Here is a 24,589-nt window from a genome sequence, read left to right as displayed (position 1 = left end):
AAGGTTCAACAAAGATTCAACGGGGGAGAGCTGGGCGGCGTCAGCCGGTGAAGACGCGCTCGGCTTCGTCGCGTTGAGTGTGCAGGTCCCAGTAGAGCGGGGCGATGTCCTCGGCCTCGGCGGTCGGGACTTCGGGAGGGCCACCCGCGCCGATCCACGCGCCGATGGCGACGTGCGCGGCCTGGATACCGGTGCCGGCCAGCTCCTTGTGCAGGTTGAGGGCCCAGTTGCGCAGCGCCGCCTGGGCGGGGTTGACGTTGCCGAGCATTGGGATGGGGTCGATCGATCCGGCGCCGTTGGTGAAGAGCAGGGTGCCCGCGCCGGCCTCACGCATCGCGGGCAGGACGGCCTGGGTGGCGGTGATGGCGCTGTGGAGCAGGAAGTCGATCCATCCCTGCACATCGGAGGGGCCGGTCTGGGACGGGGAGGTGAGGGTCATGGAGTTTATGGAGCCGTTGCCCGGAGAGGGGGAGTGCTCCAGGACGTCGATGCCGCCGAAGCGGGTGGCGGCGTCCTTGAGGGCCTGGGTCAGCGCGTCGTGGTGGAGTACGTCGGCCGGGAACGCGGCGGCGGTGATGCCCTCGGCGGTGAGCCGGGCGACGAGGTCGTCGAGCTTGGCGCGGTTGCGGGCGATGAGAGCGACGTCGTAGCCGCGCGAGCCGAAGGTGCGGGCGATGGCGAGGCCCATTCCGGGGCCGGCTCCGACGATGGCGATGCTGGGCATGGTGCAGCCCTTTCGTGTTGTGGTGGAAGCGTCTGGGATACGGACTGCTCAGGCGACGGTGATGGCGATCTTGCCGACGGTGCCGGCGCCGAACGCGGCGAACGCCTCGGGGGCACGTTCGAGGTCGAATTCGGAGTTCACCGGTACCGTGAGGGCGCCGGAGGCGACGTGCCCGGCGAGGGTGGACAGGGTGTCGGCGGTCGGGTTGGACTGGATCATGGCGGTGTGCAGCTCGCGGTCCTCCGAGGCCTCGGGGACGGTGAGGGCGGAGGCGACGGCGCCCCCGTCGCGGGTCAGCGCGGTGAGCTCGGCCAGGTCGCCGGCGAGGTGCAGCACCGCGTCCACACCGTCAGGGGCGATCGCCCGGACCTGCGCGGTCACGTCCTGGAGGTAGTCGATGACGGTCACCTCGGCGTCGGTCAGCGCCGAGACGAAGCCGCTCTCGGAACCCGACTTGGCCGTGGCGATCACCCTCGCGCCCCGGGCCGCGGCCAGCTGCACGGCGATGGCACCCACGCCGCCGGTGGCACCGGAGATCAGCACCGTCCTGCCCTCCAGCGGGCCGAGCAGGGCGAGACCGTCGAAGGCGGCGGTGCCCGCCAGCCCGAGCGCGCCCGCGTCACGCACCAAGACCCCCTCGGGCCGGTGGGCGATGCCGATAGCGGCGGGAACGGCGACGTACTGCGCCATCGAACCGGTGCCCAGGTACGCCTTGGTGACCACGCCGAACACGGCGTCGCCGACCGTGAAACCCTCGACACCCTCACCGACCGCCTCGACGGTGCCGGCGAAGTCCTTGCCGGGGATCAGCGGGAAGCGGTGCTCCACCATGCCCTGCAGGTATCCGGCCGCCGTGCCCAGGTCGAACCCGTTCACCGAGGAGGCGGCCACCTTCACCAGCACCTCACCGGCCTGCGGGCGGGGCACCTCCGCCTCGGTCACCTCGGGGCTGCCGGGTACCTGCGCCAATGTCACAGCGCGCATGATCATCAACTCCTCGACATCGGTTCAATCGATTCGGAACGGGCTATCCGATTCCTGATCCGGAAAGGGCTGTCCGGTTCCGCGATGTCCAGGGTAACACCGAAACTGGATGGGGCATTCCGATTCGGTAGGCTGAGTGTCATGAACCTTGGCGCCCAATCCAGCGATGACCCCGCCGCACAGCCTCTGCGCAGCGATGCCGAGCGCAACCGCGCGAGGATCATCGCCGCCGCGCGCACGGTGTTCAGACGTGACGGCCTGCATGCCTCCATGGCGTCCGTGGCCCGCGAGGCGGGGGTGGGCATCGCCACGCTGTTCCGCCGGTTCCCGACCAAGGAGGAACTGGTCGACGCGGTCTTCGCCGACCGTATGGACGCCTACGTCGACGCGGTCGGCGTCGCCCTCGACGATCCCGATCCCTGGCACGGTCTCGCGGGGTTCATCGAAACCGTCTGCGCGATGCAGGCCGCGGACTACGGCTTCGCCGACGTGCTGACCATGACCTTCCCCACAGCCAAGGCTCTGGAGAAGCGCCGGGACCAGGCCTACGACGGCGTCGTGCAGCTCATCGGCCGCGCCAAGGCCGCCGGACGTCTGCGTGAGGACTTCTCCCCCGAGGACCTGGTGCTGGTGCACATGGCCAATGCGGGCGTGGTCAACGCCACCGGCGACGCCGCTCCCGACGCCTGGAAACGCGTCGTCGCCCTGATACTCCAGTCCTTCGAGGCCCCCGCCCGCGGCCCCCTGCCCGACCCGCCCGAGCCCCGCGCCCTCTACAAGGCCAGGCTCCGTGCCGGTCAGGCGTGCTCCGCCTCGGCGGAACCAGGGAGGAAGGACTGAAGGGCCACGTCCGCCCGACCGCGCATCGTGAGCGTGAGCCGGGCGCGTGTAGTCGGGTGACAGTCAGTGTCCAGCGAGTCGTTCCTGTTCGTGGGTAAGACTGGGTCCGGGTTGTGGAAGCGGCGCAGGCCACCAGATGGAAGGCTCTTCGCCGACTTCGAGGCGACGCGCTGGGGTTCAACGGACGACGAGCCTCCCGTGCTGGGAAACCATCCGCGGGCCGGGCTTTTGGACTACTCGCTGGTATGGGCGAGTTCGATGTCGAGGCCGTCGACGCCGACGGAGACAGCGACCTCGGTCGCCCGAGGCGGGTAACCCGTGGCGGTGACGGTGTACGAGCCGCTGTCCAGGTCGGAGAAGGCGTACGCCCCGTCGATGCCGGTCGTCGTGGTGGCGACCACGTTGCCGACGGAGTCGACCAGTGTGACGCGCGCGTCGCTGAGCGGGACGCCACCGCCGCGCACGGTACCGCGCAGGTGGGCCTGGGGCTGCGGTTCGACCTCTATGTGTGTGCCGTCGGCGCCGATGTCGACGGGCTGGACGAGCGGCCGGTGCTTGGGGGAGGTGACCGCGAGGGTGACCGTTCCCGGCACCAGGCCCACGAGGCCGAACTCGCCGAAGGCGTTGGTCTGTTCGTTGGCCAGGACGTGACCGCGGACGTCCGTCACGATGACCGCGGCAGCGGCGATCGGGTCCCCGGTGTCCGCGGAGCGCACCACGCCGCTCAGCCCGCTGGTGCCGCTGAGCAGGATGTCGTAGGCCACCGGCTCATCGGCCACGACCACCGTCATGGCCTGCGGCTGTTAGCCGTCCGCGGAGGCGATGAGCACGTACGATCCGGCGCTGGGAGCCTCCATGCCGTATGAGCCGTCGGCTTGGGCGACGGAGCGGCCCAGCGCACGTCCTTCCAGAGAGATCAGCGTCACCGCCGCTCCGGCCACGGGTGCCTTCTCCACACCTCGGACGCGTCCGCCGACCGGGATTCCCGCACTGATGGCCGCGGCGGCGGAGGCCTTCACCGGTACCGGCTGGGGTGAGGCGGACCGCGGGGCGGGGACACGGTCTGCCGACGTTTTCGCGCGCGACCAGTTGGTCCGGGCTGTCCTGGACTACGTCCTCACCACAGAGATCCAGCCCATGACAGCGGCACACACCGACGATCCTTGGCGAGATCTCGTCAACGTGCTGGAGGCCGGCATCGATGTGCTGGCTCGACGGCGGGTCATCCTCTCCATCGCCCGGGAGTCCGACGCGTTCGATGCCGAGGGCGTGCGCCACTACCTGTCCTCCCGAACGGTTGCTGCGCCGCGCCGTCGAAGCGGGAGCGGTGCGACCGGAACTGGAGGTTCGTGATCTGGCGGCGGTCATCATCATGGTTCTGGCCACGGTGCGTCCAAGCGATCCCGATGGCGCGGACCGCAGACGCAATCTCGCCCTGGTCGTCGAAGGGTTGCGCGTCTCGCCGACCACCCTGCCCCCATCATCTCGGCAGACCCCTGGGTCTGCTGTCTGCGAGCAGTGACAGGGAGCCCGATTTCCGTGTGGGCACAGCAGGCGTTCGGCCTCCGCCGAGTGTCGCGGTGCGGACTTGCCTCGGCGCCACGGGTGAGCTCACCTCGGCTCAATCGCCTTCGCGTCCCCAGAAACCGTGTGTTGTGACGGATGTCCGGGCCGGGCGTGGAAGGACGCTGGTGTTCAAGGGAACGATGGGGATTGCCCCAAGGCCGCGAAGTTAGCGGTCAGCTGGCGAGCGTGTAGATCGCCGGGCCGGTCTTCTTGATCAGTCCGAGGTGTGACCACTGGGACATCTGGACTCGGAAGCCATTGATGTTCGTGACGTCGACCATGCGGGCGATCTCGCGGGCGTGCCAGGGGGTGTCGGGGGCGCTGCTCATGATGGCGAGGGCGAGTTGGTAGCGGCCGCCGGGGTCGCAGGCGTCCTCTTCGGTTCCGGGAGAAGCGGCGTCGTCACCGCGGCTTTCCTGGGCGGATGGCTGGTTGACAGTTCCGGCAGTGGGCCCGGGGGTGATGTTGGCGCGCTCGTGGAGGGTGATCTCGATGCGCTCGACGGCCGTGGGCATGGTGGGGCGGGCCTGGCCGTGCCAGGAGTGGTAGCGCGAGATCGGGGATTTGACCTTGCGGGCACTGATGCGGGGGCGGCGAGCGGGTAGCAGGTTGGCGCGTACCGCGGCGTCGATGGCGCCCGGTGCGGTAGCGGTGACGCCCTCGGCGAGGGTGACCTGGGTGCGGGCCGCTGTGAGGGCGTGGGTGAAGGAGACGTGGTCGGGATCGGCTCCGGCAGCGCGGGCGGCGTCGGTCATGGCCATGCGCAGCAGTTGGTAGACGGTGAGGGTGGCCCACAGCTCCTGCTCGATGCCGAAGCGGTCGCCTGAGCGCAGGACGCGGCCTGCCATGAGCGTCGAGCGGAGCGCGAAATAGGCGGATTCGACTTCCCACCTTTCCGCGTAGAGCCTGGTCAGGCGCTCGGCGGGGTCGGACGCGGGGTCGAGGAGGGTGGTGGCCAGGCGGTAGCGGCCGCTCACGGTGGTGCCGTCGGCCAGGCGCACGGTCAGGTCGGCCTCGATGATGCGGGCGGTGAGCCGGCCCAGACGGGCGAGGTGGGTGCCGTCCGCCAGGACGCGCAGGAGGGCGGGGCGGCGGGTGGACTTGAGCCGTATCAGGAACTGAGCGCCGGTTGCGGCCAGGTCCGCGAGGAAGGCGTTGGCGTCGAAGCCGCGGTCGATGAGTACCAGGTGCCGCTGGTCCAGCAGGGGCAGCAGGCGGGTGGCGTAGGCGGTCTCGCCTGCGGTGGCGGGGCCGAAGCAGGCCCCGAGCAGGCCGAGGGTGCCGGTCTCGACGAGTGTCATCAGCATGATGGTGGGGTAGCCGGCCCAGGCGAGCCGGTGGCGGATCTTCCCCAGCTAGGTGCGGGCGCGGTCGCTGTCGGGTGTCCTGATCGAGGAGTAGCCGTCGAAGGCGACCGTGCGCCAGCGCCGGTGGGACACGCCGGGCATGGTCGGCGGGGCGAGCGGGACGGCCAGGGTATGGAACAGGGCCTTGAAGGGGGCCGGGGACAGGCGACGGCGCAGGTGCCGCAGGGCCGTCTCCGAGACTCCCGGCGGCCTCACGAGGCCCAGGGAGGCGGTGAGTTGACGCCAGACGGCGGCGTAGGAGAGCTCGGGGAACAACACGAGCGCGAGGACGTGGTAGACGCCGACCCGGGAGGGCAGCGCCCGCAGCCGCTGCTGGACCCGGCCGGTCTCCTCCAGGACCGCGTCGACCAGTTCGAAGGGGCGTACGGCGTCAGTTCACCGAGGTGCCCCGGGGCGAACAGTCCGGAGGCGACCGTGAGGGGACGCGTGATCGTGGTGATGGCAGACTGGAGGCGCAACGGGATCCCGTCGGTGGACTGGCTTGATCTTGGCGGATCGCCATCGTCCACCAGGGGTCCTGTCGCTCGTTCGCCGCCCCCACCAGCGCAGACACCCGACTCGCCGCCTCCGGCGATCAGCTGACTTCGCGGCCTTGGGGATTGCCCCCATGGTGTGCGGCAGCCGGAACTCCTCGAAGGCGACCTGTGCGACACGGCCCGCGCTGGTCGCTGCGATCGCCTACCGCACGCCGAATGAGGCACTCGTGGATCGCTTCACGGGGTGACGTGTCGGCGTCGCGACACCGACATGTCTCCCGGGCGGCGCTCGGTGGTCCACGCCGCCCGTCACGCCGCTCCTGTGCTGGTACGCCCATCGGTGTCGTGCCGCGAGGGGATGCCGACGGGTCGGTTCCGCAGGTCTTCGAGCGCTTGCGGGTGGTGTTGGTGAACATCACGGCCCAGGGCAGGCACCTGTGCGCGGCGTCACGCGGTGCGCGGTCGCGGAGAACCGTCTTTCACCCAGTGCGGTCGCGATCACCGTCGAGTCGGAGCATGGCGCGGTACAACTCGTCCTTGCTCAACGGCGGTTGGGGAAGCGGATGCGCACGCTCGGCGCGGAATCCGTCGAGCAGCAGGTGCAGGAAGCGGCGCCAAGTCCCCGGTGCGACGTCCTCAGTGGCTTCGGTGACGCTTCCGTTGGCCCAGATCACGAAGGTGAGATCTTCGGGCGTGATGTCGGAGCGGAGCGTTCCCTGCTCCTGTGCGCGCTCCACGATGCGGACGGCGAGTTCATAGATGCGTGACTGCGCCCCCGCCAGACATGCCGTCTCCGGCAGCCGAATGGCAGCCAGGTCCTGGAATCCCCTGTCCCCGACCTGGAGTTCACACATCGTCTCGAGGAAGAGGCGCAGCCCCTCCCACGCGTCGTCCATGGTGACGGCCTTCTCTGCGGCCTCCCGCCAGGCCTCGATCTTGTCGGCGAACACCGCCTGCACGAGGTGGAGGCGTGTGGGGAAATGGCGGTACAGCGTGCCGATGGCCAGGCCCGCTCGCTTGGCCACCTGCTCCAGCGAGGCTTCCATGCCCTGCTCGGCCAGACATGCGCGAGCCGCCGAGAGCAGGGCGTCCCGGTTGCGCTGCGCGTCACGCCGCAGAGGACGGCCCGTCGCGGCTTCGCCGCGTGCTCGCTGAGTCGACATACCCAAGAGGATATCCAACATGAGGCAGTCCTCATGTTTGCTGCTACGATGGGCAACATGAGGGACCCCTCGACTTGTATGGTCGGGAGTGCGTGGCGCCAGTCGCCTACGCAGTCCGGACCAGCGTCTCCCGCGCATGTTCCGCCGGTGACCACGTCTCGCGACCGGCCCGGCCGTGGCCGGGAAAGGGTCGAAGAACCGTCGGCGTTCCTGTGGGCCCAGCGGATGGCGGCCTCCTCGAATCTGCCCCTGCGTGATCGAGCCTGGCCCACTCCCACCCTTCGAAGCTCTGCCCCAGCGACCTCCTACCCAGCTCTGTTGACTTACCAGGAGACATGACCCATGACGAAGACTCTCGGAATCATCGGCGCCGGCGCGATCGGCGGCATTCTGGCCCGCCACGCCGTCAACGCCGGCCTGAACGTCGTCCTCAGTAACTCCCGGAACCCGGAGACCCTCAGCGACCTCGTCGGCGAACTCGGCTCCCGCGCCAGCGCGGCCACCCCGGCCGAGGCCGCCCGGTCCGGCGACCTGGTCGTGGCCACCATTCCGCTGGTCGCCTACGACAAGCTGCCTGTCGCCGCACTGGCGGGCAAGACCGTGATCGACACGATGAACTACTACCCCGACCGCGACGGCCACATCGCGGAGCTGGACTCCGGCGAGCTGACCTCCAGCGCCCTGGTGCAGCGCCACCTGGCCGACTCCCATGTGGTCAAGGCGTTCAACAACATCTCCTTCCGCTGCCTGCTCACCCTCGCCCGTCCCTCTGGGGCGCCCGATCGCAGTGCGCTGCCCATCGCCGGTGACGAGCCGAGCGCCAAGGCCGAGGTGACCGAACTGCTGGACACCCTCGGCTTCGACGCGGTGGACGTCGGCACTCTGACCGAGAGCTGGCGCAGCGAACCCAACACCCCGGTCTACGTGTACCCGTACTTCCCGGGCCTGCCGCCGTTCGGAACGGGTCAGGAAGAGGTCATGCGCTGGGTCCGCGAGACTTCCGGAGCCCCGGTGCCCGCGCACAAGGTGAAGGAACTGACCGTCGGCGCAGTCCGGGGCCCGGTAGGCGGCCGTTTCTCCTACTAGAGGCGGCCCGCTCCGGCCGGACGTCAATCGCCCGTCGGCGTCTCACACGTCCTGTCCACGGCCGCAGCCCCTGGCGGTCGTACTCCTCCGCTCAGCCACTTCCTCATCACTTCGAACAGGAGCTCGTCGCATGCCCGTCATCGCCATCATCGGAGCAGGCCCCGGCATGGGGCTGTCCATCGCCCGCCGCTTCGGAACCGAAGGCTTCCACGTCGCCCTCATCTCCCGGACCAAGGAGAAGGTCGAAGCCCTTGCCGCGCAGCTCGTGGCGGACGGAGTCGAGGCCGCCGCCTTCGCCGCCGACGTGATGCGCCCGGACACCGTGCGCTCGGCACTGGCGGCCGCAGCCGACCGCTTCGGTCCCTTCGACGTGCTGGAATACTCGCCCGCCGACCGGGGCCTCGCCGGTGTCTCCGCCGCCGAGGCGACTGCCGAGGACCTCCAACCTCAGATCGACCACTACCTCTACGGGGCCGTCGCCGCCGTGAGCCAGGTACTCCCAGGGATGCTGGAGCGCGGCAGCGGCACCCTTCTGTTCTCCACCGGTGGCTCCTCGGTACAGCCGAGGGGAGGCAGCTTCGCCACCATCGGCATCGCCGCCGCCTCGCTGCGCAACTACGCGATGACGCTGAACGTCGAGCTAGCCGAGCGCGGCATTCATGCCGCGCACGTGGCCATCAGCGTCTTCATCGGCAGCGGCCCCGGCACCGAGGCCGACACCATCGCCGAGCACTACTGGACCGCCCACACCAAGCGAGACAAGCCCGAGATCGTCCACGCCCTTCCCGGAGACACGCCCTGAGCCCCTCTGACTGATCCGCGGCAGCGGCAGTTCGCGCGGCGGATGACCGCAGGCCCGGCTACGGCTTCATGTTCGTGCCGCGTGAGTGGTGCCGGCCTTCCTGGGAGAGCCGGCACCACTCAGGTCCCCTGCGCGGGGACGGCGGCCGGCATCACCTACGCCGCCGGTACACCCGATCTCCCACCCCACCCGCAGCCGGAGCGATCTCCTGCCTGCGGCGGAAGAAAAGAGGCAGACGGACATGGCAAGAGGCATACAAGTGGGCGGCAAAGCGCCCGACTTCACCCTGCCGTCACAATCCGGTGCACCGGTCCGGCTGTACGACCGGCTCGACGACGGGGTAGTCGTCCTGTACTTCTATCCCAAGGACGAAACCCGCGGCTGCACGGCCGAGGCGTGTGCTTTCCGGGACAGCCACGAGGTCTTCACCGACGCCGGAGCCGAGGTCATCGGCGTGAGTTCGGATTCGGTGCACAAGCATGCGGCCTTCGCCGCCCGGCACAACCTGCCCTTCACGCTGCTGAGCGACGAGGAGGGGCAGGTGCGCAAGGACTACGGCGTGCCCAGCGTGTTGGGCATCATCCCGGGCCGGGTCACCTACGTCATCGACCGTCAGGGGACGGTCCGGCATGTCCTCAACTCGCTGACCAACACGGACCAGCACGTCAACGATGCGCTCGACGTGGTCCGCAACATCCAGACCGAGAACCCGGTCTGACGCCGCCGCGATCCACCTCAGGCCGGGTGGATAGCTGTGCCACAGAGCAGGTTCTGTCCAACCCGTTTCCCCGACGACAACTCCGCCGTCCGCTCCCCGACTTCGCCAGTGGTGAAGCGGCGAAGCCCGGTTCGCCTCCCTGTTGACCGCAGGCACCCACCCCCTAGAAGGCCGCAGCCGCAGGAGGCGTCCGCGACGCGCACCTGGCCGGTGGCCGACCCCGCGTTCGAACACGTCAGACAGGAGCATGACCATGCCGAACGGTACGATGAGAGCGGCTCAGATCGACCGCTCCGGTGGGCCGGAAGTGCTGCAGATCCGCGATGTCCCCATGCCGACTCCGGCGCGCGGGCAGGTACTCGTCAAGGTGTACGCGGCCGGCGTCAATCCCATCGACACTCAGCTGCGTCGGCTCCGGCTGGGGTCCTTCCCCCGCGGGACCGGTGTGGACTACGCGGGAGAGGTGGCCGCGCTCGGCCCGGGCGTCGACGGTCTGGAGCCCGGGCAGCGGGTATGGGGCTTCCTGGGCATCCGCATGCGCAGGACCGGTGCCGTCGCTGAGTACCTCGTCGCGAAGCCGGAGCAGCTGGCGGCCGCGCCCAGCACCATCGACTTCGTCTCGGCGGCAGCGCTGCCGGCCGTCGGCCTCACCGCTCTGCAGGTCCTGCGGGACGGGCTGCGGTTGCAGAGCGGCCAGCGGCTCCTGGTGGTCGGCGCCAGCGGTGGAGTCGGCAGCACCGCCGTCCAACTCGGCAAGGCCATGGGCGCGAGCGTCACGGCCGTCGCGAGTGCCCGCAATGCCGACTTCTGCCGTGAGCTCGGAGCCGACCAGGTCCTCGACTACGACTCGATCAAGCCCGGCGCCTTGACCGGGGAGTTCGACGCGCTCGTGGACTGCCACGGAGGCTCCGCGCGCCAGTACCACCGGATGGTGCGCAGGGGAGGCCGCGCCGTCACCATGACCATGAAGGGCCTGCCGTTCGCCCTGCTCTCCGTGCTGCTCCCCGGCCCTCGGATGCGTTTCATGTCGGAAAAGATGCGGCGCGACGACATGGAGGCCCTGGTCGGATATGTGGACCGCGGCGAACTGCGCCCGGTGGTCGAGCAGGTCTACCCGCTGAGCGCAGTCCAGGACGCCCACCGCGCGGTCGAGACCGGCCACGCCCGAGGCAAGCGCGTAGTCGACCCAACTCAGTAAGCCGGCCCTGTTCACCTCGTCAACGAGTCGTTCTTTGAAGGCGGGGTCCCTGAACGCCGACGCTGTCGGTCACGGGCACCGTCCCGGCGGCGGTCCGGTACACCGCCGCCACCGAGGGTTCGCGCACCCAGATCTCCCCGGCTGTGTCGGCCGGGGTGGGCACTCCGGCCCCGTCCATGACCGTCAACTTGACCTGAGCGACCGGGAACTGGGGGGAGCCCCCCATCGGATCAAAGGTCCCCTGGGTTGGAGGCAGGGCCCCGGAGTTCTCGCGTTTTTGATCCGTACAGGATTGCCTCGGCTGATTCCGTGCAGTTCGAGGGCTTTGCCCGGATCGGTGTGGGCTCTGCGCCCTGACGCGATGTTCTTCCACCCCGTGGCGGCCAGCGCCTGGCGGACGATATCGGTCAGGCACCCCAGCACGACCGGCGCGGCCCCGGTGCGGGTGCGGCGCGCGTCCTCTTTGAAGGTCACGTCCCGCACGTAGTGCACCCGGTTCTCCACCGTCCAGTGCCCGCGGGCATGCGCGGCCAGCTCCGCAGGTGAGACCTGGTGGGCGTCCAGGTCGGTGACGGCGAAGACCACCTCGCGGCTGCCTTCTGCCTTTCCGTGCGGGCGGCGGTGGCGCTCGATGCGCACCACCTGGCACGCCCCGGGAAAGGCCAAACCGTTCACCGCGGTGACCTTCACAGACCGGCGCTCTTCCCTCCCATGCGCGTGTACGGGCCTCTCCGCATGGGCCAGCGGCACCTCCTTCCAGGGCAGGGCGGCCAGTTGTCCGTGCAGCGTGGGGCGGTTGCCCTTGACGTAGATCAGGTAGTGGGCGCCGCGTCCGCGCAGGTAGGTGGCGTGGTCGGCCACGGTGTGCAGGGCATCGGCGGTGACCAGGGCTCCGCGGAGCCGGTCGTCGTCGAGCTGGTCGAGCAGGGTGGTGAAGGCGCTGGTCTCGGCTCCCTTGCTCCGGATCCGGGTGCTGGCCACTATGGCGGCGTCGTGGTGGCGGGCCGCGTGGAAGACCACCGAGGCCGAGCGCTGGCCCTTGCGTGCGCGGGCTCCGCGCTGGGTCTTGCCGTCGGTGGCGTAGGCGGTGTGGCGGGGCTCCTCGGGCGGGGATCGGTGGCGCTGGTGGTGGGAGCGGCGGTGTTCGCGTTCGGGTGCCCCGGTGGGGGTGCGCGGCGGGCTCTTCTCGGGTGGGGTGCGCATGTCCAGGTAGGCCAGGACCGCGCGTGTGAGCTGGGCGGGGTCCAGTCGGGTGAGGAGGTTGCGCAGGGTGTGTTCGTCGGGGATGCGGATCCGCCTGGTGAAGGGGCACACGGGCAGACCCAGGGCGAGCAGGATGTGGCGGGGTGCGTTGTGGGCCCACTCGATGATGGCGCAGGTGGTGTCGTGGCCCGCGCTGGTCAGGGCACACACGCACAGGGCGAGCAGGGTGGGCAGGCCGTAGCGGCGGCCGCGTGGATCACGCGGGTCGTCGATGGTGGCCAGGTGGTCCATCAGGTCGGGGGTGGGTGGTTGCGCGGGTGCGGTTGAAGACAGGCGTGGAGTGCGGGAGGATGACACGGCGGGCATGTGGCCTTACGGATCGTGGTTTCTCGACAACTCCATGATCCTTCGGGCCCGTGCCCGTTTTCGCATGTCAGAACCTAGTCATGCCCCCGAGACCCATCCAGGTCCGGCGTTCGTGCGCTTCCCGGCAAAACACGAGAACTCCGGGGCCCTGGTGGTTTTTCTGGGTGGGGCGCGTTCGCGGGGCCTGAGCGGCCGTGTGGGTGCCGTTCGCGTGCCCTGGTGGGCGGACGCGGCACCGCCCCGCGGTGGTGCCGCCGCGGTCACGGGAGGGCAAAGTGCTCAGGAGGTAGGGGCCGACTTCTACGGGACCTTGTACTGGGGAGCACACCAGGAGCACACATGGCCCCGGAACGCGGCGAGGACCTCTTGCGAGGTCCTCGCATAACCCCTGTGACCTGGGGTTTTGTGGCGCACCCGGCAGGATTCGAACCTGCGGCCATCGGATTAAAAGATTTTTACTTACCGTCACGTGTCGCTACGTACCGTTTCAAGCTACCCCGACCGATCCGCCGTGCCGTCTGAGACCGGGTGATGCCGCCCGGTGTCGTGTCAGTACGGAACTGAAGAGCACAAACGGAGCACGAACGGGTGGTGCGCGGCGTCCGACGGCACCTCGCGCGGTTCTCGTCGGGTGGCGGTCGACCGCTGCGCTGTGATCACGGCTCTCGTGATGGCGGTTGCGTCATTTCCGTCGGTCACGGGGCACGTGCGACTTAAACGTGCAGAAGTCGGCCACGTTTGGACAGCATGGATCTCAGTACCGATTCTGTGGAGGAAGCTGCATGTCGTGACATGTGTGCACGGAATGGTGTGCTGTGCGTCACTGTAGCGCGGTACATTCCCGGCTGCTAACTTCCTGCCCGGTCCCAGGACAACCACCTGCCGTGTCCCGACGACGCGGCGCCCCACGAGGTGATCCCCCGAACCTGGGTTGGAGCTCTGCCATGCCCCGCCATGTGCGAGCATCCTGCGCTGCTGTGACGGCGTCGGTGCTCCTCATGTCCGCTCTGTCCCCCATCCCCGCCGCCGCGGCGGAGCCCGACCGAGGCCCCTCCACCTCAACCGCTGACCTGGTCGGTGACCAGGAGGCGCTGATCCTGGCCCAGGAGTCCGGAGAATCGGTCGAGGTCACCGCGGCCACGACCGAGACCACCCGCCACCTGGCCAACCCCGACGGCAGCTTCACCATGGAGCAGAGCGCCTATCCGGTTCGGGTACGGAGCGAGGACGGCTGGACCCCGGTCGACACCGACCTGGTCGTGGCATCCGACGGCAGCGTTCGGCCGAAGGCGGTCAGCGCGGACATCGTCTTCTCCGGCGGTGGGGACCAGGACCTGGCGAGCATCGGCCTCGGCTCCAACTCCGTCGACCTCGGCTGGCACGAGGACCTGCCCACGCCCTCGTTGGACGGCCCCCAGGCCACGTACGCCGACGTCCTCCCCGACGTCGACCTGGTGCTCACCGCCGGAGCGGACGGATTCGGCCAGGTCCTGGTCGTACACACCTCGGAAGCCGCCCAACACGAGGATTTGACCGCACTGGAGTTGGCGTTGGGCACCACGGGTGTGACCATGCGTGCCGCCGACAACGGCACGCTCGAAGCCATCGGTGACCAGGGGCAGGAGAGCGTCTTCAGCGCGGTGGCACCCGCCATGTGGGACTCCGCGGGGGTGGACGAGACCGGTGAGGACCCCACACTGATGGCCCCCTCCGGTGCGCGCACCGAACTCCTCGACGTCGACGTGAGCCCCGACGCCATCCGGCTGGTACCCGACGCGGCCATGCTGGGGGACACCGCGACCGAGTACCCGGTCTACATCGACCCCTCGCTCGCCGTCAGCAGGGTGGGGCGCACCTACGTGGACCGCAACTACCCCAGCCAGTCCTACTGGAACTACCCCACCTCCCACGACCCCGGTGTCGGATACGAGCCCGCGGAAGGCAGCACCAAGCGGTCGTTCTGGCGGTTCAGCATCGACTCGCGCACCCGCAACGCCGACATTATCCGGGCCACCTTCCGCCCCCGGGTGACCCACGCCTACGGGTGCACCAACGCCAGCATCGAACTCTGGCGCACCAACGCCATCACCTCCTCCACCACCTGGAGCTCCCAACCCTCCTGGATCACCAGGCTGGACACGCAGACCATCAACGCCGGCCGCTCCAACTGCCCCGGCGGAGCCTCCCCGACCGTGGAGTTCGACGCCACCGACGGCTACGTGTGGAGCCGCGACGCGGGCCACAACACCACCACCCTCGGCCTGCGCGGCAACGAGACCCGATCCTCCAACAACTGGGACTGGCGGCGCTTCGACTCCAACCCGACCCTCCAGATCGACTACAACAACCCGCCCGAGATTCCCACCGAGCTCTCCGACTCCCACGGCGGCACCTGCGCCACTGACCCCGACAACCCCCGGCTGATCAACGAGACCCGGCCGACCTTCACCGCCTACGTCCGCGACCGCGACTCCACCTCGGCCAACCGGCAGAAGGTCAAGACCCGGTTCGCCTGGTGGGTGGACGGCCAACGGCTCGGCGACGTGGACACCGCCTCCACCAACGTGGCCGTCTGGTCCTCCGGCTCCTACCAGTCAGTGCGATCCGACACCCTCCCCGAAGACGTGCTGATCGCCTACCGCGCCAACGCCCACGACGGCACCTCCTGGTCGGGCTGGTCCGACTACTGCTACCTGATGGTCAGCACCTCACGTCCGGAACAGGGACCCGAGGTCACCTCCACCAACTACCCGATCGGCGACGAGTTCCACGGCTCTCCGGGCCAGCCGGGAGAGTTCATCTTCTCCAACAATGGCGTGGAGGAGGCCGCCAGCTACTTCTACGCCCTCAACGACGACACCTGCTCCACCGAACTCACACCCGCCACCCCGGGCGAACCGGTGACCGTGACCCTCACCCCCCGCCTGGAGGGACCCAACTGGATCTACGCCCGCACGGTCGACGCCTTCGGCAACTCCTCCGACTGCGTGCTCGCCTACTCCTTCCTCGTGGCCCCTCCCAGCGACCCGGTCGCCCACTTCCCCTTCGACGAGGGACAAGGGAACAGAGCCACCGACACAGCCGACCCCGAACGCGGCGCCACCCTCTCGCAGGGCGTGGACTGGGTCAGGGGCAGGGTCGGCTCGGTCAGCGCCCCCGACACCAACCCGACCCCGCGCCTTGCGGGCACCGCGGTCCACACCAGCGGCTACACCGACGGGGACCCCGGCCCCTACGACGAGATCACCGCGGACGGCCCCGCCGTCAACACCAGCGGAACCTTCTCCGTCTCGGCCTGGGTGAAACTGGACCGCGCCGACGCCCACCACACCGCCGTCGCCCAGGAAGGCACCCAACAGAGCGCCTTCCACCTCGGCTACCAGGGCAACACCGGCCAGTGGGTGTTCAAGATGTCCCCGGAGGACGAGTACTGGGACGGCTCGCGCGACTGGACCTATGTCATGTCCACCGCACCGGTCGAGGTCGGTGTGTGGACCCACCTGCTGGGCACCCACGACGCACAGACAGGCCAGATCACCCTCTATGTGGACGGCGTCGCGCAGGACACCGCCACGCACACCGGCCCCTGGAACGCCGAGGGCCCGCTCACCATGGGACGCGGCCTCTTCCAGGGCGACGGCAACTACTACTGGCCCGGCGCGATCGACGACGTCAAGGTGTGGGACCGCCTCGTGCTGAACGACACCGTCTCCGACACCGAGACCACCTCCGAGGCGTGGCGCCTGGCCAACCGGCCGGTGGCCGCCGAGGGTCGCTGGATGCTCGACGAGTTCGACGGCACGACGGTGGACGACTCCACCGACCACGGGCTCGACGCCGTCCTCAACGCCGACCCCGGCACCGCCTGGAACACCGCCGAGAACGACATCACCGCGTCCCCCGGCGTCCGGCTCAACGGTGTGGACGAGTACATCGAGGCGGGCGGCCCCGCCGTGCGCACCGACCGCAGCTTCAGCGTCTCCACCTGGGTTCGCCTGGACGAGACCGGAAGCGGCCAGAACACCACGGCCGTGAGCCAGGCGGGCGAGTTCCAGAGCGGATTCCACCTGGGTTACCAGGGATCACAGGACGCGTGGGTGTTCAAGATGGCGCCCCACGACGACGCCCCCACCTCCGGCTCGGACGGATGGACCTACGCCTACTCCGCGACGGCCGCACGGCTGGGGGAGTGGACCCACCTGACCGGGGTCTACGACCACACCAGCGGAGAACTCGTGCTCTACGTCAACGGATTCGAGGAGTCACGGGTGGCGGTCGACCACGCCTGGCACGCCGACGGCCCGCTCCGGATCGGCGGCGCCCAGCACGCCGGCTCCACCACCTACCACTGGACCGGCGACGTCGACGACGTCCACGCCTACCGCGGCGTCCTCAACGACCGCGACCTGTCCCGCGTGTACGCGGGGGAGTTCCCCGACACCCAGAGCTGACCTTCCCCCACCCCCACCCCACCCCGTGACCGCCTCCGCCCCACCGGGCGAGAGGCAGGAGGACTGCCGTGACCCCCCGCCGCGACACGACCGCCCGTCCCGGACCGCTCCGCAGAGGCATCACCTACACGCTCTCCCTCGTGCTGATGGTCAGCCTGCTGAACGCCATCCCGGCATCGGCCATGGGCTACAACCCGCGCCCGGAAACGACCGACGCCCCCTCCGTGGAGGGCCAGAACCTGGTCGCCGACACGGCGGAGCGCGACGACGCGGTGGCTGAGGCCGCCATGACGGCACCGGAGAATGCGGCGTGGCCCGAGGGGGCGACCACCGATGTGGACCTCAGTGGCCCACAGGCACGGTCGTTCAGCGCGCAGGCGGACTCACCGTTCTCTGTCACCGCCGTCACCGGCGAGGACCTCTCCGACTGGGAGATTCCCGAACACTGGGCGGACACAAACACCGGGCAGGAGGCGGACGAGGAACCTGACGCACCGGCGGAGGAACCCGGCGACCCAGAGCAGCCCTCGGCCGCCGACAGCGGTGGTGAACGGACCCGGGAGGACTCGTCCGAGAGCCCCGCGGCTTCGGAGGAGGACAGCGACAGCACCTCGGATCAGGCGGAGCCTTCACCCGAGCCCAGCCCGTCGCCCGCACGGGAGGAACTGCGTCGGGAACCCGTCGACGAGAACACCTCCGAACCCACCGTCGACGGGGGCGGCCCCGAGGCCGACACGTCCCCCGAACCCGTGGAGTCGGTCCGGCTGGAGGTCCTGGACCAGCGGACCACCGAAGCAGCCGGGATCAACGGCCTGCTGCTCCGGGTCACACGCACCGACGCCTCACCCACCGTCGCCCCGGTCGCGCTGGACATCGACTACGCCGACTTCGCCGCGGCCTACGGCGGTGACTACGCCTCCCGCCTTCAGGTCACCGAGATCGACGAGTGCGTGCTCGACGACTCCTGTGCCGACGGCGACGCCGTCGTCCTAGACTCCACCGAGGACCTGGACAACGACGTCCAGCAGCAGACCCTGAGCGCGGTCGTGCCCGCCGCACCCGAGCAGGGGGCCCTGTTCGCCGTGGCCGCCTCCGCCGCGGGAGGCAACGGCGACTACGCCGCCACCCAGCTGTCGGCGTCCTCCACCTGGAACGTCAACACCCACTCCGGTGACTTCTCCTGGTCCTACGGCCTGACCACCCCGCCCGCGCCCAGCCAGCTGGCCCCGTCCCTCGGGCTGAGCTACTCCTCCGGCGGGGTCGACGGACGCATCGCCACCTCCAACAACCAGACCTCCTGGATCGGCGACGGCTTCTCCTACGCCCCCGGGGCGATCGAACGCCGCTACGCCGCGTGCTCCGACTCCGGACACCAGACCGGTGACCTGTGCTGGAACACCGACAACGTCACCCTGTCCATGAGCGGCCACTCCGGCGCCCTCGTCGAACACGAGGACGGTACCTACCGGCTGACCAACGACGACGGCACCAAGGTCGAGCGGCTCACCGGCGCCAGCAACGGCGCCGACGACGGCGAGTACTGGAAGGTCACCACTCCGGACGGGACCCAGTACTTCTTCGGTCGCAACCGCCTGCCCGGCTGGTCCAGCGGTGACCCCGAGACCGCGTCGACGCAGACGATGCCCGTCTACGCCGCCGAGTCCGGCCAGCCCTGCTACGACCCCACCTTCGCCGACTCCTGGTGCCAACAGGCCTACAAGTGGAACCTCGACTACGTCGTCGACGTGCACGGCAACGTCATGACGTACTACTACGACGCCGAGACCAACCACTACGGCCGCAACCTCACCAACACCGCCACCCCCTACGTCCGGGCGGCCAACATCAGCCGCATCGAGTACGGGCTGCGCAGCGACGACGTGTACGCGACAGCCCCGGCGCGGGTGATCTTCTCCACCTCCGAACGCTGCCTGGCCACCGACACCTTCGACTGCGCCGCGGGCGAGCGCACGTCGGGCAACGCCGAGCACTGGCCCGACGTCCCCCTGGACCTGGACTGCGACTCCGGCACCTCCTGCGCGGGACGCCACTCGCCGTCCTTCTGGTCCACCAAGAAGCTGGACACCGTCACCACCCAGATCCGCCAGGGCGGAGAGTACGCGCCCGTCGACTCCTGGACCCTGGAGCACTCCTTCCCCGAAGCGGGTGACGGCACGGGCGCGACCCTGTGGCTGGACTCCATCGAGCACTCCGGCCACGTCGGCGGCACCGAGACCATGCCCAAGGTCTCCTTCGGCGGCACCCAGCTGCCCAACCGCGTGGACTCGGCGGAGGACAACCTCGCACCGATGCTGCGCTGGCGTCTCACCGAGGTCCGCACCGAATCCGGCTCCCAACTCGACATCACCTACTCCGAGCCCGAGTGCGTTCACGGCCAGACACCCGAGCCGCACGACAACACCCAGCGCTGCTACCCGGTCAGATGGACCCCCGAAGGCGGGGTGGAGCTGACCGACTGGTTCCACAAGTACGTCGTCACCGAGGTCAACGAACTCGACCTGGTCACCGACCAGCCCACCCAGACCACCAGCTACGACTACGTCGGCACCCCGGCCTGGCGGTACACCGAGGCCGACGGCATGGTCAAGGACAAGTACCGCACCTGGGCGGACTGGCGCGGGTACGACCGCGTCATCGTCCGCACCGGCCAGGAGGGCGACGTCCGCACCGAGGCCGAGTACCTCTACTTCCAGGGCATGGACGGAAACCGGACATCCGGCGGCGGAACCAGCAGCGCCACCGTCACCGACTCCCGCGGCGTCGAGCACACCGACCGCAAGGAGCTCAACGGCACCCTCCTGGAGGTCATCGTCCGCGACGGCGTGGACGGCCAGGAGATCTCCCGCGAGATCAGCACCCCCTGGTTGAGGACCACGGCCGAGGTCACCCACGGCTGGGGCACCCAGACCGCCCACATGGTCCAGACCGAACAGAAGGTCACCTTCAGCCGCAAGGCCGATGGGACCTGGTTCGAGACCCGCGTCGACAACACCATCGACGACACCGGGGCCATCACCCGCATCCGCGACCACGGAGACGTGGCCGTCGACGGTGACGAGAAGTGCGTCAACACCACCTACGTCAGCGACACCGACGCCTGGATCCTCAACCTCGTCTCCCGCAACGAGACCCTCGCGGTGGACTGCGAGACCACCCCTGACCGTCCCGCGGACGTCGTCACCGACGAACGCATCTCCTACGACGGCCTGGCCCACGGTGCCGCACCCACCCACGGCCTGCCCACCCGCACCGAGAAGCTGGACTCCTACTCCGGCGGCGCACCCGTCTACCAGACGGTGCAGCAGGCGTCCTTCGACGAGTACGGAAACACCGCCTCGGAGACCGACGCCGCCGACGGTGTGACCACCACCGACTACACCTACACCGCGGCGGGCCTACCCGAATCGGTCACCGAGACCAACCCGCTCGGCCACACCACCACCACATACGTCGACCCCGCCCGGGGCCTGCCGGTGTCCGAGACCGACGCCAACGGCCGAACCATGAGCCTGGACTACGACCCGCTCGGCCGTCTCACGGGCGTGTGGCTGCCCGGACGGGACCCGGACACCGACATCCCGACGGCGAGGTTCGAGTACCACATCCGTCAGGACGCGCCGACCTCCATCGTCACCCACACGCTCCGCAACGCCACCGAGTACAACACCAGCTACGAGATCTTCGACGGCTTCCTGCGTCCCCGGCAGACGCAGTCCCCGAGTCCAGGGGTGGACGGAGGGAGGTTGATCACCGACACCTTCCACGACTCCCTCGGCCAGATCGTCAAGACCCGCGAGGCTTACCACAACGCCGAGGACCCCAGCGACACCCTGTTCGTCGCCGCGAACGACGCCGACATCCCCCGCCAGACCGAGACCGTCTACGACGGGGCCGGCCGTGCCACCGACGTCCTGCACGTGGCGTTCGGTGAGGAGCGCTGGCGCACCACCACCGAGGAGCACGGCGACCGCACCCTGGTCACCCCGCCCGAAGGAGGTGTGGCCACCACCTCCATCACCGACGCCCAGGGCCGCCTGGTCGAGGTGCGCACCCACCACGGGCCGACCCCCGAGGGCGACTACGACGCCATCACCTACACCTACGCCAAGAACGACGGACTCGCCACGGTCACCGACCCCGAGGGCAACACCTGGACCAACACCTACGACCTGCGCGGCCGCCTGGTCCAGACCGACGACCCCGTCTCGGGCACCAGCACGATGACCTACAACCAGCTCGACCAACTGGTGACCACCACCGACGCCCGAGGCGAGACCCTCGCCCACACCTACGACGCACTGGGCCGCCAGACCGGGCTGCACGACGACTCCACCGAAGGTCCGCTGCGGGCCCGATGGGTCTACGACACGAAGGAGAAGGGGCACCTGACCTCCTCCACCCGGTACGCGGACGGCGCCGCCTACACCATGCGCGTGGTGAACTACGACGAGTTCTACCGGCCCATCACCAGCGAGATCCTCATCCCCTCCAGCGAGACCGGGATCTCGGGCCGCTACCGGTTCAGCACCCAGTACAACCCCGACGGTTCGGTCAGAGCCCAGACCATGCCCGCCGCGGGCGCCTTCGGCCAGGAGACGGTGGCCTACACCTACAACGACCTCGGCCTGCCCACCCAGATGTCCGGAATCACCGGATACGTCACGGGTGCCCACTACAGCAACCTGGGCGAGCTGACCCAGCGCACGATGGACATCGACCAGGCGGGCACCTCATCGACCTGGCTCACACGCCACTACGACACCACCACCGGGCGCCTGTCCGAGACCAACCTGACCCCCGAACTCGGGGTCACCGGTTCGCTGGTGAACCAGCACTACACCTACGACGACGCGGGCAACGTCCTCAACCTGCGCAACGAACCGACCGCCTCCCACCTGCAGTCGGACGTTCAGTGCTTCACCTACGACCACCTGCGCCGCATGACCGACGTGTGGACCCCCGACACCACCGGCGCACAGGCCTGCGAGGCAGCCCCCTCGGCTGACGCCCTGGGTGGTCCGGCCCCCTACTGGCACTCCTACACCTACGACACCCTGGGAAACCGCACCACCGAGGTCCAGCACGGTCCCACCGCGAACATCACCCGCACCTACACCCACGGTGACGCCTCGGGGCTGCGGCCGCAGATGCTGACCCAGGTCGAGGAGACCGGGCCCGGCGGCGACCGGCTGGAGCAGTACTCCTACGACGCGTCCGGGAACATGACCGGCCGCACCACCGCCTCCCGGGACCAGGACCTGGAGTGGGATTCCGAGGGCAACCTGGTCCGCGTCACCGAGGAGGACGGCAGCCAGACCTCTTATGTCCACGACGCCGACGGCTCCCGCCTGATCCGCCACACCCCGGACGCGGCCACCCTGTACCTGCCGGGCATGGAGGTGCGCTTCGACAAGCAGACCATGGTGGAGGAGGCCACCCGGTTCTACGCCTTCGCGGGCGAGACCGTGGCGGTGCGCCAGAACGACGGCACCCTGTCATGGATCCACTCCGACCACCACGGCACCGGTCAGGTCGCGGTCAACGCCCGCACCGGCGAGGAGACGCACCGGTACACCACGGTGTTCGGCACCGATCGGGGAGGCCAGGGGCAGTGGCCCTCCGACCGCGGGTTCGTGGGCGGCACGATCGATGAGTCGACCGGGCTGACGCAGTTGGGTGCGCGGGCCTACGACTCGAACCTGGGGCGGTTCATCTCGGTGGACCCGGTCATGGACGTGACCGACCACCAGCAGATGCACGGCTACGCCTACGCCAACAACAGTCCGGCGACCTACAGCGACGCCAGCGGGCTGTGGTACCTGATCGTCGACGGCTTGACCGAGTCCGGCGGTCAGCGGGTCTACACCGGTGCCAAGCGCAACGGGAAGACGTACTGGTACGAGCACCACACCGGCAGGGCCTACCGCAACGTCGGCGGGCACGTGGAGACCCAGCAGTGGTACAGGCCCAGGGAGCGGTCGTCCTCGGCTGTGGCCCGGGAGGCGGCCTACCGTGCCCAGTACCAGGCCGCGCAGGAGAAGTACGAGGCCCGCCAGAAACTGATCGAGGCCGCCATGGGCTTGGCCCAGCTGGTCGCCGACGAGTTGGGGATCACCGCCGGGCTGGAGTGCTTCACCACGGGCGATCTGGGGGCGTGCGGCGAGACCGCGCTGAACGTCGCGTTGATGTTCGTGGGCGGTCTGCCGGCGAAGATCGCCGCGAAGTACGGGTTGCGGTGGGGTAAGGCCGCGGAGCTGGGGCGCAAGATCGCCGAGTTGGGCGGTGAGTTGATCGAGGGCATCGACGGTCTGATCGATGCCGGTCGCAGGCTCGACAACATCTCCGTTCCCGAACCCCGACGACCAGCAAGCTGCACCCGAAATAGTTTCGCCCCGGGCACGGGTGTGTTGATGGCTGATGGGTCGACCAAGCCGATCGAGGAGATCGACGTCGGGGACCGGGTGGTGGCGACCGATCCGGAGACGGGTGAACTGTCGGCTCGGACGGTGTTGGCCACGATCGTGGGGTCGGGTGTCAAGACGCTGGTGGAGATCACGGTGGATCCGACCACCGAGCGTCAGGCGCCTGAGGGCGAGGACACGGAGTCTGACGAGGGCCGTGGCGGGATCCCGGGCCCGACGCTGGTTGGTGACGGGGTGATCGCGACCGACGAGCACCCGTTCTGGGTCCCCGAACTGGAGGAATGGGTCGACGCGATCGATCTGGCTCCGGGGATGTGGCTGCAGACCTCGGCGGGCACGTGGGTGCAGGTGTCCGCGGTTGGGGTCTGGACGCAGGCGTCGACGGTCCATAACCTGACCGTCCAGGGCGTCCACACGTTCCACGTGACCGCCGGATCGGTGGACCTCCTCAACCACAACTGTGGATCAGATGATGATCTGACCTCGGTGTACAGGGCGTCGCAGCGGGGTAACGGAGAAGACGAGCTTGCCAATGGGCTCAATCCGGCACGACACTCGGAGCCGGGCGGGAGAGCACACGTGGGCACCGAGGACGTCGTCGCCCCGAACTATGCTGACTATTCTGTTGGCAGTCACGAAGATTTCTACATTGAATTTGTATTCAGGCGCTCGGATTTTGAGGGGAATTTTGGCACTGGGCTTAATTACCAAGGTGGCCCTGGGTTGGAGTGGGAGATCCCGCATGCCAAAATTGACCTATTCAATGAGTTGACTTTGGAAAGGAATAGGCTGTGGCCGCCATTTTAGAAGGAAGGGATATACACGAACTCTCTCCCTCTCGATGGGGAAAACTCAGTTCTGAGATGGTGGGTGGTGTCTTCGAGGTGAGGATCCTGTGCGTCCACGCGTTTGGGGTTGGCGTAGAGTTAACGGAGTCTAAGGCCTATGGGCACGTCAATCCACCTCACGTGACAGATGGGAGGTTTACGGTTGAAGAAACTTCAAGACATATCGGCGAAGTTCGGCGCGCTCGCTTGCTTGCTGCGGACCCGGATCGGCAGCCCACTCTAACGATTCGGCCCTCTGAAGTTATGACTGAATGACCTGTGGCTCGCGGTAAGGGCTCATCTCAAAAAGCCCTATGAGGCGGCTCTGTCCTGGAGGCTTATTCATAAGTCCTTACGTGAGTAGAAGGATGATGA

Annotated in this window: 15 protein-coding genes and 1 pseudogene; 9 read left to right on the top strand and 7 right to left on the bottom strand. The window is 68.8% G+C overall.

The window, feature by feature from the left end:
- Positions 1-40 precede the first annotated feature (40 nt).
- Both ACIBFB_RS20190 and ACIBFB_RS20185 read right to left on the bottom strand, forming a co-directional pair.
- Positions 41-724 (bottom strand): SDR family NAD(P)-dependent oxidoreductase, encoded by a 684-nt coding sequence (locus ACIBFB_RS20190; RefSeq protein WP_397232274.1) that lies wholly within the window; start codon positions 722-724, stop codon positions 41-43.
- A gap of 48 nt (positions 725-772) precedes the next feature.
- Positions 773-1,708 carry an NADP-dependent oxidoreductase gene (locus ACIBFB_RS20185; RefSeq protein ID WP_397232272.1) on the bottom strand — a complete coding sequence of 312 codons (936 nt, stop codon included), beginning with the start codon at positions 1,706-1,708 and terminating at the stop codon, positions 773-775.
- A gap of 141 nt (positions 1,709-1,849) precedes the next feature.
- Here ACIBFB_RS20185 and ACIBFB_RS20180 point away from each other — a divergent pair, with 141 nt between their 5' ends.
- Positions 1,850-2,548: a TetR/AcrR family transcriptional regulator gene (locus ACIBFB_RS20180; RefSeq protein WP_397232270.1), complete on the top strand. Its 699-nt coding sequence runs from the start codon at positions 1,850-1,852 to the stop codon at positions 2,546-2,548.
- Positions 2,549-2,781: 233 nt separating this feature from the next.
- Here the strand turns inward: ACIBFB_RS20180 and ACIBFB_RS20175 are convergent, their stop codons facing one another.
- Positions 2,782-3,339, bottom strand: a complete 558-nt coding sequence (locus tag ACIBFB_RS20175; RefSeq protein ID WP_397232268.1) for a collagen binding domain-containing protein — start codon at positions 3,337-3,339, stop codon at positions 2,782-2,784.
- 31 nt (positions 3,340-3,370) lie between these two features.
- Here ACIBFB_RS20175 and ACIBFB_RS20170 point away from each other — a divergent pair, with 31 nt between their 5' ends.
- Positions 3,371-3,901, top strand: coding sequence for a hypothetical protein (locus ACIBFB_RS20170; protein ID WP_397232374.1), 531 nt, complete (start codon positions 3,371-3,373; stop codon positions 3,899-3,901).
- Entirely contained in the window at positions 3,807-4,070 is a 264-nt protein-coding gene (locus ACIBFB_RS20165; RefSeq protein ID WP_397232266.1) for a hypothetical protein, read from the top strand. The genes ACIBFB_RS20170 and ACIBFB_RS20165 overlap by 95 nt, the downstream gene beginning before the upstream one ends.
- 217 nt (positions 4,071-4,287) lie before the next feature.
- Here ACIBFB_RS20165 and ACIBFB_RS20160 read toward each other — a convergent pair whose 3' ends face one another.
- From ACIBFB_RS20160 to ACIBFB_RS20150, 3 genes and pseudogenes are all read right to left on the bottom strand, one after another.
- A complete protein-coding gene (locus ACIBFB_RS20160; protein ID WP_397232372.1) occupies positions 4,288-5,424 on the bottom strand; it encodes a transposase in 1,137 nt (378 codons plus the stop codon).
- Between the two features lie 45 nt (positions 5,425-5,469).
- Positions 5,470-5,835: pseudogene (locus tag ACIBFB_RS20155) on the bottom strand (transposase domain-containing protein); the annotation flags it as partial.
- 601 nt (positions 5,836-6,436) lie between these two features.
- On the bottom strand, positions 6,437-7,141 hold the full coding sequence (locus ACIBFB_RS20150) for a TetR/AcrR family transcriptional regulator (RefSeq protein ID WP_397232264.1): 705 nt from the start codon (positions 7,139-7,141) through the stop codon (positions 6,437-6,439).
- A gap of 321 nt (positions 7,142-7,462) precedes the next feature.
- Between ACIBFB_RS20150 and ACIBFB_RS20145 the strand changes: the two genes are divergently transcribed.
- The 4 genes from ACIBFB_RS20145 to ACIBFB_RS20130 all read left to right on the top strand — a co-directional run bounded on the left by ACIBFB_RS20145 (position 7,463) and on the right by ACIBFB_RS20130 (position 10,924).
- On the top strand, positions 7,463-8,206 hold the full coding sequence (locus ACIBFB_RS20145) for an NADPH-dependent F420 reductase (protein ID WP_397232262.1): 744 nt from the start codon (positions 7,463-7,465) through the stop codon (positions 8,204-8,206).
- A 130-nt stretch (positions 8,207-8,336) separates the two neighbouring features.
- Positions 8,337-9,008 carry an SDR family NAD(P)-dependent oxidoreductase gene (locus ACIBFB_RS20140; protein WP_397232260.1) on the top strand — a complete coding sequence of 224 codons (672 nt, stop codon included), beginning with the start codon at positions 8,337-8,339 and terminating at the stop codon, positions 9,006-9,008.
- Between the two features lie 241 nt (positions 9,009-9,249).
- Entirely contained in the window at positions 9,250-9,726 is a 477-nt protein-coding gene (locus ACIBFB_RS20135) for a peroxiredoxin (protein ID WP_397232258.1), read from the top strand.
- 253 nt (positions 9,727-9,979) lie between these two features.
- A complete protein-coding gene (locus tag ACIBFB_RS20130) occupies positions 9,980-10,924 on the top strand; it encodes an NADP-dependent oxidoreductase (RefSeq protein WP_397232256.1) in 945 nt (314 codons plus the stop codon).
- Between the two features lie 183 nt (positions 10,925-11,107).
- Here ACIBFB_RS20130 and ACIBFB_RS20125 read toward each other — a convergent pair whose 3' ends face one another.
- Complete coding sequence (locus tag ACIBFB_RS20125) at positions 11,108-12,418, bottom strand: ISAs1 family transposase (RefSeq protein WP_397232254.1); 1,311 nt, start codon at positions 12,416-12,418, stop codon at positions 11,108-11,110.
- A gap of 1,073 nt (positions 12,419-13,491) precedes the next feature.
- Here ACIBFB_RS20125 and ACIBFB_RS20120 point away from each other — a divergent pair.
- Both ACIBFB_RS20120 and ACIBFB_RS20115 read left to right on the top strand, forming a co-directional pair.
- On the top strand, positions 13,492-16,944 hold the full coding sequence (locus tag ACIBFB_RS20120; RefSeq protein WP_397232252.1) for a LamG-like jellyroll fold domain-containing protein: 3,453 nt from the start codon (positions 13,492-13,494) through the stop codon (positions 16,942-16,944).
- Positions 16,945-17,012: 68 nt separating this feature from the next.
- Positions 17,013-24,194 (top strand): RHS repeat-associated core domain-containing protein, encoded by a 7,182-nt coding sequence (locus ACIBFB_RS20115; RefSeq protein ID WP_397232250.1) that lies wholly within the window; start codon positions 17,013-17,015, stop codon positions 24,192-24,194.
- Positions 24,195-24,589 lie beyond the last annotated feature (395 nt).

It is taken from the genome of Nocardiopsis sp. NPDC050513, assembly GCF_044457925.1.
Taxonomy (GTDB): domain Bacteria; phylum Actinomycetota; class Actinomycetes; order Streptosporangiales; family Streptosporangiaceae; genus Nocardiopsis.
The sequence above is the reverse complement of the archived record's forward strand: the minus strand, read 5'-3'. Positions and strand labels throughout refer to the sequence as shown.

What these genes read in the sequence shown, in the direction of transcription:
- ACIBFB_RS20145 (WP_397232262.1), top strand. Translation starts at nt 7,463, where the DNA reads ATGACGAAGACTCTCGGAATCATCGGCGCCGGCGCGATCGGCGGCATT.
- ACIBFB_RS20170 (WP_397232374.1), top strand. Translation starts at nt 3,371, where the DNA reads ATGAGCACGTACGATCCGGCGCTGGGAGCCTCCATGCCGTATGAGCCG.
- ACIBFB_RS20125 (WP_397232254.1), bottom strand. Translation starts at nt 12,418, where the DNA reads ATGGACCACCTGGCCACCATCGACGACCCGCGTGATCCACGCGGCCGC.
- ACIBFB_RS20135 (WP_397232258.1), top strand. Translation starts at nt 9,250, where the DNA reads ATGGCAAGAGGCATACAAGTGGGCGGCAAAGCGCCCGACTTCACCCTG.
- ACIBFB_RS20165 (WP_397232266.1), top strand. Translation starts at nt 3,807, where the DNA reads ATGCCGAGGGCGTGCGCCACTACCTGTCCTCCCGAACGGTTGCTGCGC.
- ACIBFB_RS20185 (WP_397232272.1), bottom strand. Translation starts at nt 1,708, where the DNA reads ATGCGCGCTGTGACATTGGCGCAGGTACCCGGCAGCCCCGAGGTGACC.
- ACIBFB_RS20180 (WP_397232270.1), top strand. Translation starts at nt 1,850, where the DNA reads ATGAACCTTGGCGCCCAATCCAGCGATGACCCCGCCGCACAGCCTCTG.
- ACIBFB_RS20140 (WP_397232260.1), top strand. Translation starts at nt 8,337, where the DNA reads ATGCCCGTCATCGCCATCATCGGAGCAGGCCCCGGCATGGGGCTGTCC.
- ACIBFB_RS20150 (WP_397232264.1), bottom strand. Translation starts at nt 7,141, where the DNA reads ATGTTGGATATCCTCTTGGGTATGTCGACTCAGCGAGCACGCGGCGAA.
- ACIBFB_RS20120 (WP_397232252.1), top strand. Translation starts at nt 13,492, where the DNA reads ATGTCCGCTCTGTCCCCCATCCCCGCCGCCGCGGCGGAGCCCGACCGA.
- ACIBFB_RS20130 (WP_397232256.1), top strand. Translation starts at nt 9,980, where the DNA reads ATGCCGAACGGTACGATGAGAGCGGCTCAGATCGACCGCTCCGGTGGG.
- ACIBFB_RS20190 (WP_397232274.1), bottom strand. Translation starts at nt 724, where the DNA reads ATGCCCAGCATCGCCATCGTCGGAGCCGGCCCCGGAATGGGCCTCGCC.
- ACIBFB_RS20175 (WP_397232268.1), bottom strand. Translation starts at nt 3,339, where the DNA reads ATGACGGTGGTCGTGGCCGATGAGCCGGTGGCCTACGACATCCTGCTC.